A 13,225-nucleotide genomic window follows, 5' to 3' on the forward strand; every position below is an offset into this window, starting at 1 on the left:
TTTATACGATCCCCTTTTTTGTCTCTACAAGTTGACGTTAACGTCAATATTAGAAAGTTATAAGGTGGAAATATGAGTCAGGATGCAGTCGTTATTGTAAGTGCCGCGCGTACCCCAATGGGTGGCATGATGGGATCGTTAAGCGATGTTCGCGCTCCCGATCTATGTGCTACTGCGATCAAAGCTGCAATTGAGCGTGCGGGTGTGGCTGCGGATGATGTCGATGAAGTGGTAATGGGCTGTGTTTTGCCTGCTGGTTTAGGTCAGGCGCCTGCTCGACAAGCATCGCGTGCAGCAGGTATTCCTGATGCTGCCGGTTGTACCACCATCAACAAGATGTGTGGCTCCGGTATGAAAGCGGTGATGTTGGCTCATGATCAGATTTTAGCGGGCTCGGCTTCTATCATGGTCGCTGGTGGTATGGAGAATATGAGTCAGTCTCCGTATCTACTGCCAAAAGCCCGTGAAGGCATGCGTATGGGTCACGGCAAGGTGATCGATCATATGTTCTTTGATGGCTTAGAAGATGCTTATGAAGGTGGCTTAATGGGCTCGTTTGCACAAAAGAGCGCGGACGATTTCAATGTCACGCGTGAAGCGATGGACGACTTTGCAATCGGTTCTCTAGAAAAAGCGATTGCTGCAATTGCAGCCGGTGAGTTTGTCGAAGAGATCGCACCAGTGACGGTTAAAACCCGCAAAGGCGAAGTGGTTGTCGATACCGATGAGCAGCCAGGTAATGCCCGGATCGATAAAATCCGTAGCCTGAAACCAGCCTTCAAAAAAGACGGCACGGTGACTGCTGCCAACTCCAGCTCGATCTCCGATGGTGGCTCGGCCCTCTTGCTGATGAAAGAGTCCGAGGCGAAGGCTCGCGGTCTAACCCCGCTAGCTAAAATCGTGGCTCACTCCACTCATGCACAGTTACCAGCTGAATTTACCATTGCACCGATTGGTTCGATCCAGAAAGCGTTGGATAAAGCGGGTTGGTCGAAAGAGGACGTAGATCTATTTGAGATCAACGAAGCTTTTGCTGTGGTTTCTATGCTGGCGATCACCGAACTCGGTCTTGATGCAGACAAAGTGAATGTCCGTGGTGGGGCGTGTGCACTGGGTCACCCGATCGGCTCAAGTGGCTCCCGCATTATGGTGACGTTGCTGCATGCGCTGAAACAGAAAGGCCTGAAGCGCGGTATCGCCTCGCTTTGCATTGGTGGTGGCGAAGCGACAGCGGTCGCGGTTGAGATGCTTAATCACTGCTTAACATCTTAGCCATTGGTGCAATACGCTTCGCTATTGCACCTTACCTATTGTACAGTTGAGCTCTTTTGTAATGGGGCGGGTTATTGCCCTAACAGTTTTTGAATAGGGTGGTGCTGTATGAGTCAAAAAGAAAAGGCGATGGATACGTATAAAATGGCAGACGAGTTTATCGATCTGGCTAACCGTATGTTGACTGCTGAAGGTAAAGAACTTGAAGATGTAGGTGCAGCTATTCGTTACGCTGCAGCGCGTTTTAGCTCCCACGAAGTAGCATATCGTTCAAGCGATCTAGCGGCTGAAAAGAAAGACGCAGTAGATTGGTATACCGGCCACTTTAACGAAATGCTAAACGAAAACTTCGACCAGCATATCGAACACATTGCAGCTGAAAAAGAGAAAGCTGCGGCTGAAAACCACTAAGAAATTCGTTTGATATAGGGTGCAATAGTTATGCTTATTCACCCTATTTATTTTCCCCTTTCCCTCTTTAATTTTCTCTTCAATTAGCAACTGTTACCAAGCCAATATTTTTTTGCCTGCTACACTAAAAAGTACCGAATTTGGAGGAATTCCTCATGGCCAAAATAGCCATTACCCAGGGGATTTTTGCTAAAATGGCGTATCCTATTCTGGGTGTATTTATTGTGGCGCTGGCCGTTATGGCTTGGCTGATACCTTCAAGGATGGAAGATCGTGTACTGGAAGACACGGTATTTGCTGCAGAACAAACGGCTATCCAGTTTAAAACTTTACGAAAATACTATGTGCAAAACATAGCTTCTGTTGTCAGTAAAGGGTCTGATATCAAGCCTGCGATAGATCATCAGGGAAATCCTAAGGCGATCCCGCTACCTGCGACGATGATCCATGATTTGAGTAAATTGCTCGAAAACAACGGCGTTAACGTCAAACTTTATAGTGACTTCCCTTTCCCTAACCGCGCTAGTCGTAATCTTGATCAATTTGCGTCGGATGCTTGGGATTATCTGGTCGCTAATCCTGACGGCATTTACAAGCAAGTGAGTAGTCACGGCGATAAGAGTGTAGTCCGTGTTGCCATTGCCGATACGATGTCGGCCCCAGGGTGCGTTGCTTGCCATAACAGCCACCCAGATTCGCCTAAAACGGATTGGAAGTTAGGTGATGTTAGAGGTGTGCTCGAGATTGATTCGGATGTAACTGAGCAGCTCGCGTCTAGCCAAGTGACCAGTGTGACAGTGATTGGTTTTCTCTTATTGATGCTATTAGTGATTCTGACGACTATTTACCTTGCTTTTAAACGGGTGATTAGTCAGCGTATCGCTACAATTTCTGGGGCAATAGGAATGATTGCCGATGGCGAAGGAGATCTTACTCAGCGTTTAAATGAGGCGGGAAATGATGAGTTATCACTACTAGGTCATACTGTGGATCGAATGTTGTCGCAACAACAGGAAATGGTGCGGCAATTGACCCAAGTTTCTCATCAATTAGCTGATAAGACCGATCATCTACTGGTGGATATTCAAAATACAGCTGAGCATACCGAAGACCAACTGCAACGCACGACTCAGGTTGCAGCTTCAGTTGAACAGATGAGTGGAGCGATTCATGAAGTAGCGAGTAATGCTGCATCGGCTGATGAAACCGCCAAGGAAACTAACCTAATGGCTGATACGGGTAAAACTGTGGTGACAGCCTCGGTTAATGCGATTAACCAATTATCAGAGCAGGTTGAAGAGACCGCATCTGTTATTGATACGCTACGAGCGGATAGTGAAGAGATAGGTAAAGTACTTGATGTTATCCGTGATATTGCCGATCAAACTAATCTATTAGCGCTCAATGCATCAATAGAAGCTGCGCGCGCGGGTGAGCAAGGACGGGGATTTGCAGTGGTGGCTGATGAGGTGCGTAACCTCGCTGGTCGTACCCAAAACAGCACTCATGAGATTCAGGATATGATCAACCGTTTACAGGCAGGCGCATCAAATGCTGTACACGCGATGCAATCAGGGCAGGAATCTGCGAGTCATAGCGTAGAAAATGCCAGTCAAGCGGGTGATTCGTTGGAGCATATTACTCAAGCGGTGAGTAACCTTTCATTTGTTAACTCACAAATTGCTGCGGCGGTAGAACAGCAGGGTGCAGTGGCTAATGATATTAGTGAGCACGTTTCGTTCATTCAGATTAAATCGGAAGAAACTTCAGCCGAATCCGAACGCAATCAACAGGTTTGCCAAGAACTCTCGGCGCTTGCACAGCAGTTACGACAGAGCGTAAGCCACTTTAAGGTGGATTAACCGAAAAGTAATTGGTTGTAACAGAGTAAAACGTCATATTTCCTATGGCGGTTGCTCTGTTACTGCCAATCTTAGACTTATTATTCCTAAAGAGGGTGAAAGTATCGCTACTCTAAAGCTTTTTACCAGGCTAAAAATTATGGACGTAATAGGGTTCAGATGGCTGAAATTTAATGAGTTGATGTTTTTACGATCTAACTTTCTGTTCTTTAACGATAAAAGCTTCCTTTCCGAAATCTCCTGCTATTATTACGTAGTGATTTGATCTGGGTCAGCAATCCAAACCGACCAAATGGACTGTAGAGCTAATAGCCCTATAACATAGCCCGAAATATATGTGGTCAATAGCGCATTAATGCCAGCTTCCCCTCATCTCCATGTTTAAACGCCTAAAGCTAGATGTATAACTTCATGAAATTAGTAAAAGATTTTGTCGAATATGAAATCGTATTTTATTGGGCTGATGAAAATATAAATCCTGTAAGCCCAACCTTTCATAGCATCCAACATGCTGAAGAATGGTGGAAGCAGTACTTGTATTCACAGTACAAAGGGGAAGAACGTCGGAAGACAATGATAGATAGACGTTCAAACCATGAAAAAAGAAATAGAATGGATAAGCACAACTTTTCGAGGCACAACCCTCAAGGGCGAAGAGCATCAGATAAGCCAGTCTCAGTAGAAATTGACTTGTTTGCAGAGAAGATCAAACAGTTCAAGTAATCCCTTCTGAGAAATTATTCTCATACCTGCGCCTTCCTCTCTGGGCACAGTCGGATCTCTATCTATGATAGCTAGAGTCAAAAGAAGGGCGTTCATTAGTAGTCGTAGTTCCACGATTAGGGAAAATCTAAGGTAAAAAATGAGTTATTGAATAGAAGAAATACTTTTAACACTTTGCGCCCCTAGGAATAACAGATAAGTTCCTATCAAACTGATTGGTATATAGTTAATTTAAGTAAGTGACTAAAAAGACCAAATAATTTTCTCCCCACTGCGTTTTATTTAGGTAGAGCAATAACAATGAGCCACTCAAAGATCGATCTTTTATCTAACCGTTCAAAGGAAGACACGCCTTTGGACGAAAAGTGCCAATTGTTAGATGCCAGTGCATGGGGACGAGAATTCAGCTATGAACACATACAATATTTGGCGGAACACATGGATCTTTATCAGCTTAAGAAGGGAGAAAGTTTATTTTCTGAGGGCGAAAAGTGTTCCTATTTTGTTCTGATAATAAAAGGACATTTGGATGTGCTGAAAAAGGATGACCAGAACAAACTCAAAAAGATAGTTACTTTGCGGGCAGGAAATACTATTGGTGAGATGGGTTTAATCGATAACGAAACTAGGTCTGCCACAGTTGTAGCTGCTACCGATATATCTGTATTAGTAATGACCACAGAGGGCTTTAAAAAAATGTGTGAAGCCCGTCCTAGAGTTGCTTTAGAGCTCGTAATGAGATTTGCTAAACAAATCAGCCAGCATCTACGTCTGGCGACTGGGAAGTTGGTGGATTATTTAGAATAGATTCTAATCTAACCCGTTGCTATTAAGTACTAAGTTGATCTGTTTCTGTTGGTAAGTTGTTTTCTCCCAAATCGCAGCGAGCATAAGATATTCCTAGCGCTTTTCCTCTTGAAAAGCTGATCTTTTGCTGCGCTACGTCGTTTTAACCCATTACTCCGATCTTAATAAGCCTTTTCGGAATATTTTAAGTATAAGAAGCACGTCATTTTAAATGTGTTAAATACTCTAGAGCTTCTTCGAATTCAAAGTCAGCTATTAACTTTTCAATGTCATCAAGCATTGGCTTTTTAGCTTCCTCACAAATTCTTGTTAGCACTTTAACTACATTCATTGCCTCAATATCACCTGCTACCAGTAGCTGCTCTAACTGCAATTGCTTTTCTTTAAAGGCATTAGCGTCATATGTATTTGAGCTTTCTTGTGCGGAAGCAGGTTTATTGGTTGTTTTGAGTTTTTGTAAACTCGCTTGGACAACTGCTAATTGGCTATTTAGTTGCTCTGTTAGTTCTGTTCCTGAACAGTCTGAAAGGCATTCTAAACACTCGAGTACAGCACAGGTTTTCTCTAGTTCAACTGCCCCAAGGTTAGCGAAAACGCCCTTTACACTATGAGCCAGTTTGTTTATTTCTGTTAGATCCTTTCTATTCATTAGAACAGAAAACTCACGAGCTAGATCAGGGTAGCGAAGCTCATATTGCTTCCACAGAGATAGATAGAAGCTAATATCGCCCGAAACACGAGGAAGGCTATTTGTTAAATCTAGGCCATCTATGTGCTCGAAAATAATGTTTGGTGCATTAATTGTTGTACTCTGTGACTTTCTTCTTAATTGAGTAGAGGGAATCCACTTAAAGAGAGTTTCTTCAAGTTCATCCACATCAATAGGCTTAGTGATATGATCATCCATACCTGAGGCTAGGCTTTTTTCTTTATCTCCTGTCATAGCATGGGCAGTTAAAGCGACGACTGGTAGGTTCACATAGTCTGGATTGCTTCTGATATGCGATATAGCTTCAAAACCATCCATGACAGGCATTTGTAGATCCATTAATACAATATCAAAAGAAGATTCAGCCATTAGATTTAAAGCTTCTTGCCCATTTGTCGCACACGTCGTATGTAAGCCCATACGTTCAAGCATCCCTTTAGCTACTTCTGTATTTAAAGGGTTATCTTCTACGAGCAATACACGTGCTCCCAAAATATCTTCAATACCATGTAGTGGAGATCTGGTTTTTCTAACAGAATCAGGTTTTATTTCAGGCTGTAAGACCTCTGTTAGCAGATCAAGGACACTTGAAGGAGTAATCAATTCGCTAATCGCATGAAGATTATAACTGTCATGATGTTTTGAGATGATTTTTGCTGTTCTTGACGAAGTAATCAGGATATTTGGTATAAGAATGACTTCAGGGACTTGATTACGTAATGCAAGGAGGTAATCAGGCAAGTCCAATTGAGCATTTGAAGGAGGGGCAATTACTATGCAATCAATTGGCTCCTTTACTACAGCATTTTCAACAAGTTGGATAGCATCTCTACTATATTCTGCTGAAAGAATACTTAAGCCAAAACTTTCGAGTAGCTTCCTTAAGGTTTCATCTCCCCCCAACAATAGACAAGATCTTCCTTTCAATAAATGACTACATTTGGTTTTGTTTGGGTCTAATTTTAGAGGTAGTGATACGGTTACTTTAGTTCCCTTACCTATTTCACTTTCAAGATGGATAGTTCCGCCTAATAACTCTGTTAGCTTTTGAGTAATTGAAAGGCCCAGCCCTGTACCGCCAAATTGTCGAGTGGTACTAGAATCGCCTTGTGTGAATGGTTGGAATAGAAGCTTTTTTTGCTCTTTAGTGATACCAATGCCTGTATCTTCGACTACGACATTAAGGCAAGCGTTCTCACCATTTTTGTAAACAGCATCAACATCAACCGTGACCTTTCCTTTTTCTGTAAACTTGATGGCATTACTGACAAGATTTGTCAGTATTTGGTTAATACGGACTGGATCGCTGAGTACATAGTTAGCGAAACTGAAATCTCGATTCAGAGTAAAGCAAATTTCTTTTTCTTCGGCTTTGATCTTTTGTAGGCCGAAGAGATCACTCAATACTTCATCTAAGTCGAAAGGAACGATTTCAATATTCATTTTTCCCGCTTCAATCTTAGAAAAATCAAGAATGTCATTGATGATTCCTAGAAGGTTTTTGGCGGAGAATTGTATCTTGTGCAAATACCCTTGCTGTTGTTGATCTAACTCGACTTCAAGGGCTAGATGACTGAGACCTATAATGGCATTCATCGGTGTGCGTATTTCATGGCTCATATTGGCCAAAAACATGCTTTTATGTTCATTCGCATCTTTAGCTACAGCGAGAGCCGATTGAAGCTCTTTGGTCTTTTCTTCGACAATATTTGATTGAAAATCAAGCAGTTTCCTCAGTCTTTCATTGGCTTCAAAAAGCTCACTGGCTTTCTTTTCTAATAATTCCTCTGCTGATTTGCGTGCTTTTTTTTCACGGAGATATCGTTTTTCCCAACGATCTGCTTCGCTAGTCATTAGCATTAACTACAACAAAGTTGGTATGGTGTAGTCCATTTTCTTCTCGAGAGGTGTGCGTAACCTCTAGCTTATCACCGAAGAAATCACCACATCCTTTTATCAACCCTAATGCAAGGATCGAGAAAGGCCTCTTAGATCTGTAGTGTAGATTCAAAGTGCTTTGGTCTATACGTTCGCAATCAAATTCAGGTAATTCTGCTTCTGGGTAAAGTTTTTTTACTTGCTTGTGCACAGTACCGTCGACTGTTTCAAGAAAGTCTAAAGCAGAGCTAATGTTCTCTTTGAGGGTGGGGTATTTAGAGATCAGTATACCAAAAAGGTACTGCCCAAAAGCTTCTATTAAATCATCTACTGGCACGTCAACTTGTTTTGATAACTCGACAACCATTTTGACCATATCTTTATGGTCATAGTAACCTACAGATGTATAAACCCCATCTGATTTTAGCCCCGGCGTTTCTAAAACTTCATCAAGTACATCGGCAGAAAACTTCTCTTCTACCATCTCCATAAATTCAGTAAAAACAATCCCAAGCATGGCCTACCTCTGTCACTACATTTATATTAGCTATATATAGATAATTTCCTCTTCAACGGGAAATATCAAATAAAAGATAACTGACAAGGATCATTCTTAGACTAAATAACCACGTGAATTTTATTGTTTTGGATTGTGGCTGGAGATGGAGAACTCTAAAGTCTTAATTTATTTCATCGGATTAGTTTTTGGGGTTGCATTATATGAACGAAACTCAAAGCAAGACCATACTTGTAGTTGATGATGAGCCTATAAACATTATGGTCCTGTCGGACTTACTTAAATCAAAATACAGAGTAATTGCAGCAAAAAACGGCGAGCAGGCGCTATCCAGAGCTAATGGGGAAGTGAAACCAGATCTTATTCTTCTGGATGTTATGATGCCTGGTATGGATGGTTTTGAGGTTTGCCGGGAACTTAAACAGTCTACATCTACGTCAGCTATTCCTGTAATTTTCGTTACGGCAATGAACGAAGAAGTGGACGAAATGAATGGCTTGGAAGTTGGAGCTGTCGATTACATAACAAAACCTATTTCCCCCGCAATTGTTACAGCCAGAGTTGAAACTCATCTTGCATTAAAGAAAGCTCAGGATGAACTGGCTTGTCAGAATGAGATTCTTGAGAAAAATGTTAAAATCCGTACGGCTGAATTATCAGCGACGCAGGATATAACCATTCTTGCTTTAGCTTCATTAGCTGAAACGCGAGATAATGAAACTGGCAACCACATTCGTCGTACTCAGTATTATGTAAAAGCTCTAGCGGAAGATCTGGTTCAGAATGGATTCTTCAAAGAAGAGCTAACAGATGAAAATATTGATTTAATCTATAAATCAGCACCGTTACATGATGTTGGTAAGGTTGGAATCCCTGATAGTATTCTTCTAAAGCCTGGGAAGTTGACGGAAGAAGAGTTTTCTGTGATGAAGTCTCATCCGCAAATTGGTGCTGATGCAATTTTAGAGGCAGAAGCTGGTATGTCAGATAGAGACAACTCTTTCTTACGTTATGCCCGTGAAATTTCTCTTACTCATCATGAGAAGTGGGACGGAACCGGATATCCTTATGGCCTAAAAGAGAACGAAATTCCATTATCAGGACGACTAATGGCAGTAGCAGATGTTTATGATGCCCTTATATCCAAGCGGGTATACAAACCTGCATTTGATCATGAAAAAGCAAAATCTATTCTTCTTGAAGGGAAAAGCAAACATTTTGACCCAGATGTTATTGATGCCTTTCTTCGTCAGGAAAAAGCATTCGTAGAAATTGCAGCTCAGTTTAAGGATTAATCATAAGATGTTGCTTAATAGACGTTTATTTACTTTCCTTTTTGTATTTACTCTAGCTTGCCCTTCGGTTTCAGTAGCGAAAACATTCACAGTTGGAGTGGTTCCGCAGTTCGATATCAAAACTATATATTCTATTTGGCAACCAATCTTAGATGTTTTGGAAGAAAAAACGGGTCATAAGTACGTACTTAAAGGGTCGAAGGATATTCCAACATTTGAAAAGGATTTTTCAATGGGTGCTTTTGATTTCGCGTACATGAACCCTTATCACTACACTATATCTGAACATTACAAACCTATTGCTAGAGATCATGGAAGGAAACTGTTTGGTATTCTGGTTGTTAATCGCGACGAAGGCATTCAAAACATCCAGCAGCTTGAAGGTCAAACCCTAGTATTCCCAGCCCCTAATGCCTTGGGTGCATCATTGATGATACGTTCTGAGCTTGAGCAGAAATATGGTATTAATTTTACGCCAAAATTTGTTAACACCCATTCCTCGGTTTACCTCAATGTTGTTTTGAACTTAGCCCCTGCTGGTGGAGGGGTTCAAAAAACCTTCAATCAGCAACAATCAGATATAAAAGAAAAGCTTAATATATTGCTCAAAACGGAAAGTGTTCAGCCGCATCCTTTGACTGCAAAATTAGATCTCGACTCAGACATCGTAGAATCGGTTACAGAAGCATTGTTACAGATGGGAAAAGATGAAAATCACCAGAAGCTCCTTGCAAAAGTACCGTTTAAAAAAATAGGTGCTGCTAGTGATAGAGATTACGATCAAGTACGCAAGCTTAATCTCGAACGTTATTATGTTTCACCAAAGTAACTAGGATCTGAAGTGAAAATAGCGACTAAAATAATCACTCCCGTAATTGTAACCCTAGGCTTTTTTCTAGGTTCTGTTGAACTTGCTTATATCCCGTACTACAAAGAGCAACAGTTGGAAGTCATTATCGATTCTGAACGTTCTGAACTTAAAGTGTTAGCTCCCATAATAGCTGAAGAACTTGCTGCAGGAGATCTATCTAAAATCTTTAGTATTCTTGAACGTCAAGAACGTATGCATGCCGAGGAATCAGAAGGAGGGATTGTTCTGTTTTCAAACTCGGGGCAGCAGCTATATCCCTTATCGCAGCGTGTTCTTTTTCATGAAGGAAGTGATGAATATTTGATCATTGAGGAAGAATTGACCTGGGGTGGGGAAAAACTGGGTAGTTTTAGGTACGAACTAGAAATTGAACATGAGCTTGAATATATAACTGACCAGTTAGTCCTTCTTCGCTTTGGCACTGGGATAGTTTGCTTATTTATTGTTGTATTTGGCGGTTGGTGGAATCGAAAATTAGTGATTCGCCCTCTAGAAGAACTAACAAGTGCTGCTCAAAATATCAGAGAGGGCAACTTTACCCAATCATTAACGGTAAAAACAAATGATGAGATAGGTGTTGTATACAATGCATTTAATAAGATGCAAAACACCATCAAAGATAAGAACTACGATCTACACCAAGCTGTAATCAGAGCTGAGCAGGCTGCAAAAGCAAAGAGCGAATTTTTGGCTAATATGAGCCATGAAATCAGAACACCAATGAATGCGATTATTGGTTTAACTCATTTGTCTTTAGATAGTGCAGACCTAACCGAAAAACAAAAAAATTACTTAGAAAAGATTCAGCTCTCTTCCAAAAATCTCCTAGGCATCATTAATGACATCCTCGATTTCTCGAAGATTGAGTCCGGTCACATGGACGTTGAGCAAACTCGATTTAGCCTTGATCGAGTGCTTCAGAATGTTTATGTAGTTAATCATCTGAATGCGAACGAAAAAAATATTCAATTTATTGTTAAACGTAATTTCAATCTTGCTGATAACTTTGTAGGGGATCCATTACGGTTAACTCAGATTTTGACGAACCTAACGGGAAATGCCGTTAAATTTACCCAAAGTGGTTTCGTGAAGCTCGAGGCTGATAGTTTTATAAATGAAGAAGGATCTCATTTTCTTCGTTTCAATGTCTCTGATTCTGGAATAGGGATTGCCAAAGATAAACAGAAGCACTTATTTACACCATTCAACCAGGGAGATAGTAGTACCACCCGAAAATTTGGTGGCACCGGTCTTGGCTTGGCAATAACTGCACAGCTAGTAGAGTTAATGAAAGGTAAAATTAGTATTAATAGCTCTGAAGGTAAGGGATCCACATTTACAGTTGAGCTACCACTGAAGGAATGTGAAGAACGTACACCTAAGAAAGGCAATAATTTTACCGAATTAGATAAGATTAATGCTTACGTTGTTGGCAACGAAGGGATGGTTAATGCACTCAAAGCCTTTGATGTAAATGTTACAGGCAATGTTGAACACTTCTCAGATATTAATTGGAAGCACTTTAAGGTGGCTGCATCTGATGAGTCGCATGAACTCCTTGTCTTTATGGATCTTGAAGGACAATTTGATTACGACGCGTTGTATCAAAAAATGTCTGAAGGTCATGCCATAACTACTCTACCTACATGTGTCTTTGTAACCGGTTCAAAACAAACCTCCGAGATTAAACACGCCTTTCCTGTCTACCATGTATCTGAATTACTTACGCCATCATCTGTATTGGGTGAGTTAGTAAATATTCTTAAAGACAAAAATAAGCTCGAAGATATTCGATTAGATAGTGAAGTACCCAAAAATGACCGATTAAAGGGATCAAAAGTACTTCTCGCTGAAGACAATTCAATAAATACAGAAGTCGCAGTTGGATTGCTGAAAGCACTAGGAATTGAAGTCGTTTGCTGTGAAAACGGAGAAGAAGTACTGAGCGCTTTATATCAAGAGACTTTTGATTTGATCCTGATGGATATTCAGATGCCTGTAATGGATGGGTATACAGCTGCAGAAGAAATTCGTAAAAGTCCTGAGTTTGATCAGTTACCGATTATCGCGCTTACGGCCAATGCGATGGAGGGCGACAAAGAAAAAAGTTTTTCTGTGGGAATGAATGATCATGTATCAAAACCAATAGATCCCCAACAACTAGAAGATGTGCTCTTACATTGGATAAAACAAGATTCAAGAGAGACCTTTTCTGAGAGTCATCGCAATACTGATGCTGTTCTAAATATTGAGGATGGCTTAAACAGGCTTTGTGGTAACAGTGATTTGTATCAGAAGATGCTTGGGCAGATGCTAGAACTACTAGAGTCACTGCCAGGCCAGCTTATTGAACATCCAATCAATGATGAAGGGGAAGAGCTTAAACGCCAGGTTCACTCAGTGGCAGGTGTCGCTGCTAATTTAGGAGCTTACCCTCTGCAGATGCTTCTTAATAACATTGAGCATTCTGAAAACTGGTCAGAGGAACTTCTTCGGAATCAAGCTGAGCAGCTTTCGCAAGAAATATCCAAGTTAAAGAAAGAAATTGATTTGTATTGCGGTAATGAGTTCTGTTTAGACTCTACAAGTGCTAATTCATTAGATCTTTCACAACTGTTGGTGGAACTGGAAGATAAAGTCAAACAAGGAGATGTAAGTTGTATCGAGGTTGCCAAAGAACTTAAAAAATCAGTGTCAGACCCAGAGCTAATTACATTAGCAGATGAACTTTACAACTCTCTCGACAACTTTGAGTTTGATGAAGCACTGAACATACTTGGATCAATTAAAAATACATTAGAGTAGCTACCACATTAGGTTAGATGTACTAGCTCAGACCTGATCTGACAGTTACCCGTTCTTTCCAGTGCTACTGTCAGA

At 41.0% G+C, this 13,225-nt stretch carries 10 protein-coding genes; 8 read left to right on the forward strand and 2 right to left on the reverse strand.

The window, feature by feature from the left end; genetic code table 11:
• Nucleotides 1-72: 72 nt before the first annotated feature.
• The 5 genes from ACMXYO_RS00435 to ACMXYO_RS00455 all read left to right on the forward strand — a co-directional run bounded on the left by ACMXYO_RS00435 (nucleotide 73) and on the right by ACMXYO_RS00455 (nucleotide 5,075).
• Nucleotides 73-1,272, forward strand: a complete 1,200-nt coding sequence (locus tag ACMXYO_RS00435) for a thiolase family protein (protein ID WP_415886458.1) — start codon at nucleotides 73-75, stop codon at nucleotides 1,270-1,272.
• Nucleotides 1,273-1,380: 108 nt separating this feature from the next.
• Nucleotides 1,381-1,683 (forward strand): DUF3144 domain-containing protein, encoded by a 303-nt coding sequence (locus ACMXYO_RS00440; protein ID WP_415883037.1) that lies wholly within the window; start codon nucleotides 1,381-1,383, stop codon nucleotides 1,681-1,683.
• 155 nt (nucleotides 1,684-1,838) lie between these two features.
• Nucleotides 1,839-3,545, forward strand: coding sequence for a methyl-accepting chemotaxis protein (locus ACMXYO_RS00445; RefSeq protein ID WP_415886459.1), 1,707 nt, complete (start codon nucleotides 1,839-1,841; stop codon nucleotides 3,543-3,545).
• A gap of 411 nt (nucleotides 3,546-3,956) precedes the next feature.
• Nucleotides 3,957-4,268: a hypothetical protein gene (locus ACMXYO_RS00450; protein ID WP_415886460.1), complete on the forward strand. Its 312-nt coding sequence runs from the start codon at nucleotides 3,957-3,959 to the stop codon at nucleotides 4,266-4,268.
• Between the two features lie 300 nt (nucleotides 4,269-4,568).
• The gene (locus ACMXYO_RS00455) at nucleotides 4,569-5,075 is read left to right on the forward strand and encodes a cyclic nucleotide-binding domain-containing protein (RefSeq protein WP_415886461.1); all 507 of its coding nucleotides are present in this window, start codon (nucleotides 4,569-4,571) and stop codon (nucleotides 5,073-5,075) included.
• A gap of 202 nt (nucleotides 5,076-5,277) precedes the next feature.
• Here the strand turns inward: ACMXYO_RS00455 and ACMXYO_RS00460 are convergent, their stop codons facing one another.
• Together ACMXYO_RS00460 and ACMXYO_RS00465 are read right to left on the reverse strand one after the other, a co-directional pair.
• Nucleotides 5,278-7,638: an ATP-binding protein gene (locus ACMXYO_RS00460; protein WP_415886463.1), complete on the reverse strand. Its 2,361-nt coding sequence runs from the start codon at nucleotides 7,636-7,638 to the stop codon at nucleotides 5,278-5,280.
• The gene (locus tag ACMXYO_RS00465) at nucleotides 7,631-8,179 is read right to left on the reverse strand and encodes a heme NO-binding domain-containing protein (protein ID WP_415886465.1); all 549 of its coding nucleotides are present in this window, start codon (nucleotides 8,177-8,179) and stop codon (nucleotides 7,631-7,633) included. Before ACMXYO_RS00465 ends, ACMXYO_RS00460 begins: the two co-directional genes overlap by 8 nt.
• A gap of 203 nt (nucleotides 8,180-8,382) precedes the next feature.
• Between ACMXYO_RS00465 and ACMXYO_RS00470 the strand changes: the two genes are divergently transcribed.
• The 3 genes from ACMXYO_RS00470 to ACMXYO_RS00480 are packed head-to-tail and all read left to right on the forward strand — an operon-like array spanning nucleotide 8,383 to nucleotide 13,150.
• Nucleotides 8,383-9,474 carry a response regulator gene (locus ACMXYO_RS00470; RefSeq protein WP_415886467.1) on the forward strand — a complete coding sequence of 364 codons (1,092 nt, stop codon included), beginning with the start codon at nucleotides 8,383-8,385 and terminating at the stop codon, nucleotides 9,472-9,474.
• A 7-nt stretch (nucleotides 9,475-9,481) separates the two neighbouring features.
• A complete protein-coding gene (locus tag ACMXYO_RS00475) occupies nucleotides 9,482-10,303 on the forward strand; it encodes a phosphate/phosphite/phosphonate ABC transporter substrate-binding protein (protein WP_415886468.1) in 822 nt (273 codons plus the stop codon).
• 12 nt (nucleotides 10,304-10,315) lie between these two features.
• Nucleotides 10,316-13,150 carry an ATP-binding protein gene (locus ACMXYO_RS00480; protein WP_415886469.1) on the forward strand — a complete coding sequence of 945 codons (2,835 nt, stop codon included), beginning with the start codon at nucleotides 10,316-10,318 and terminating at the stop codon, nucleotides 13,148-13,150.
• Nucleotides 13,151-13,225: the final 75 nt, after the last annotated feature.

The organism is Neptuniibacter sp. QD37_6 (genome assembly GCF_047778085.1).
Taxonomy (GTDB): domain Bacteria; phylum Pseudomonadota; class Gammaproteobacteria; order Pseudomonadales; family Balneatricaceae; genus Neptuniibacter.

What these genes read in the sequence shown, in the direction of transcription:
- ACMXYO_RS00435 (WP_415886458.1), top strand. Translation starts at nt 73, where the DNA reads ATGAGTCAGGATGCAGTCGTTATTGTAAGTGCCGCGCGTACCCCAATG.
- ACMXYO_RS00440 (WP_415883037.1), top strand. Translation starts at nt 1,381, where the DNA reads ATGAGTCAAAAAGAAAAGGCGATGGATACGTATAAAATGGCAGACGAG.
- ACMXYO_RS00445 (WP_415886459.1), top strand. Translation starts at nt 1,839, where the DNA reads ATGGCCAAAATAGCCATTACCCAGGGGATTTTTGCTAAAATGGCGTAT.
- ACMXYO_RS00450 (WP_415886460.1), top strand. Translation starts at nt 3,957, where the DNA reads ATGAAATTAGTAAAAGATTTTGTCGAATATGAAATCGTATTTTATTGG.
- ACMXYO_RS00455 (WP_415886461.1), top strand. Translation starts at nt 4,569, where the DNA reads ATGAGCCACTCAAAGATCGATCTTTTATCTAACCGTTCAAAGGAAGAC.
- ACMXYO_RS00460 (WP_415886463.1), bottom strand. Translation starts at nt 7,638, where the DNA reads ATGACTAGCGAAGCAGATCGTTGGGAAAAACGATATCTCCGTGAAAAA.
- ACMXYO_RS00465 (WP_415886465.1), bottom strand. Translation starts at nt 8,179, where the DNA reads ATGCTTGGGATTGTTTTTACTGAATTTATGGAGATGGTAGAAGAGAAG.
- ACMXYO_RS00470 (WP_415886467.1), top strand. Translation starts at nt 8,383, where the DNA reads ATGAACGAAACTCAAAGCAAGACCATACTTGTAGTTGATGATGAGCCT.
- ACMXYO_RS00475 (WP_415886468.1), top strand. Translation starts at nt 9,482, where the DNA reads ATGTTGCTTAATAGACGTTTATTTACTTTCCTTTTTGTATTTACTCTA.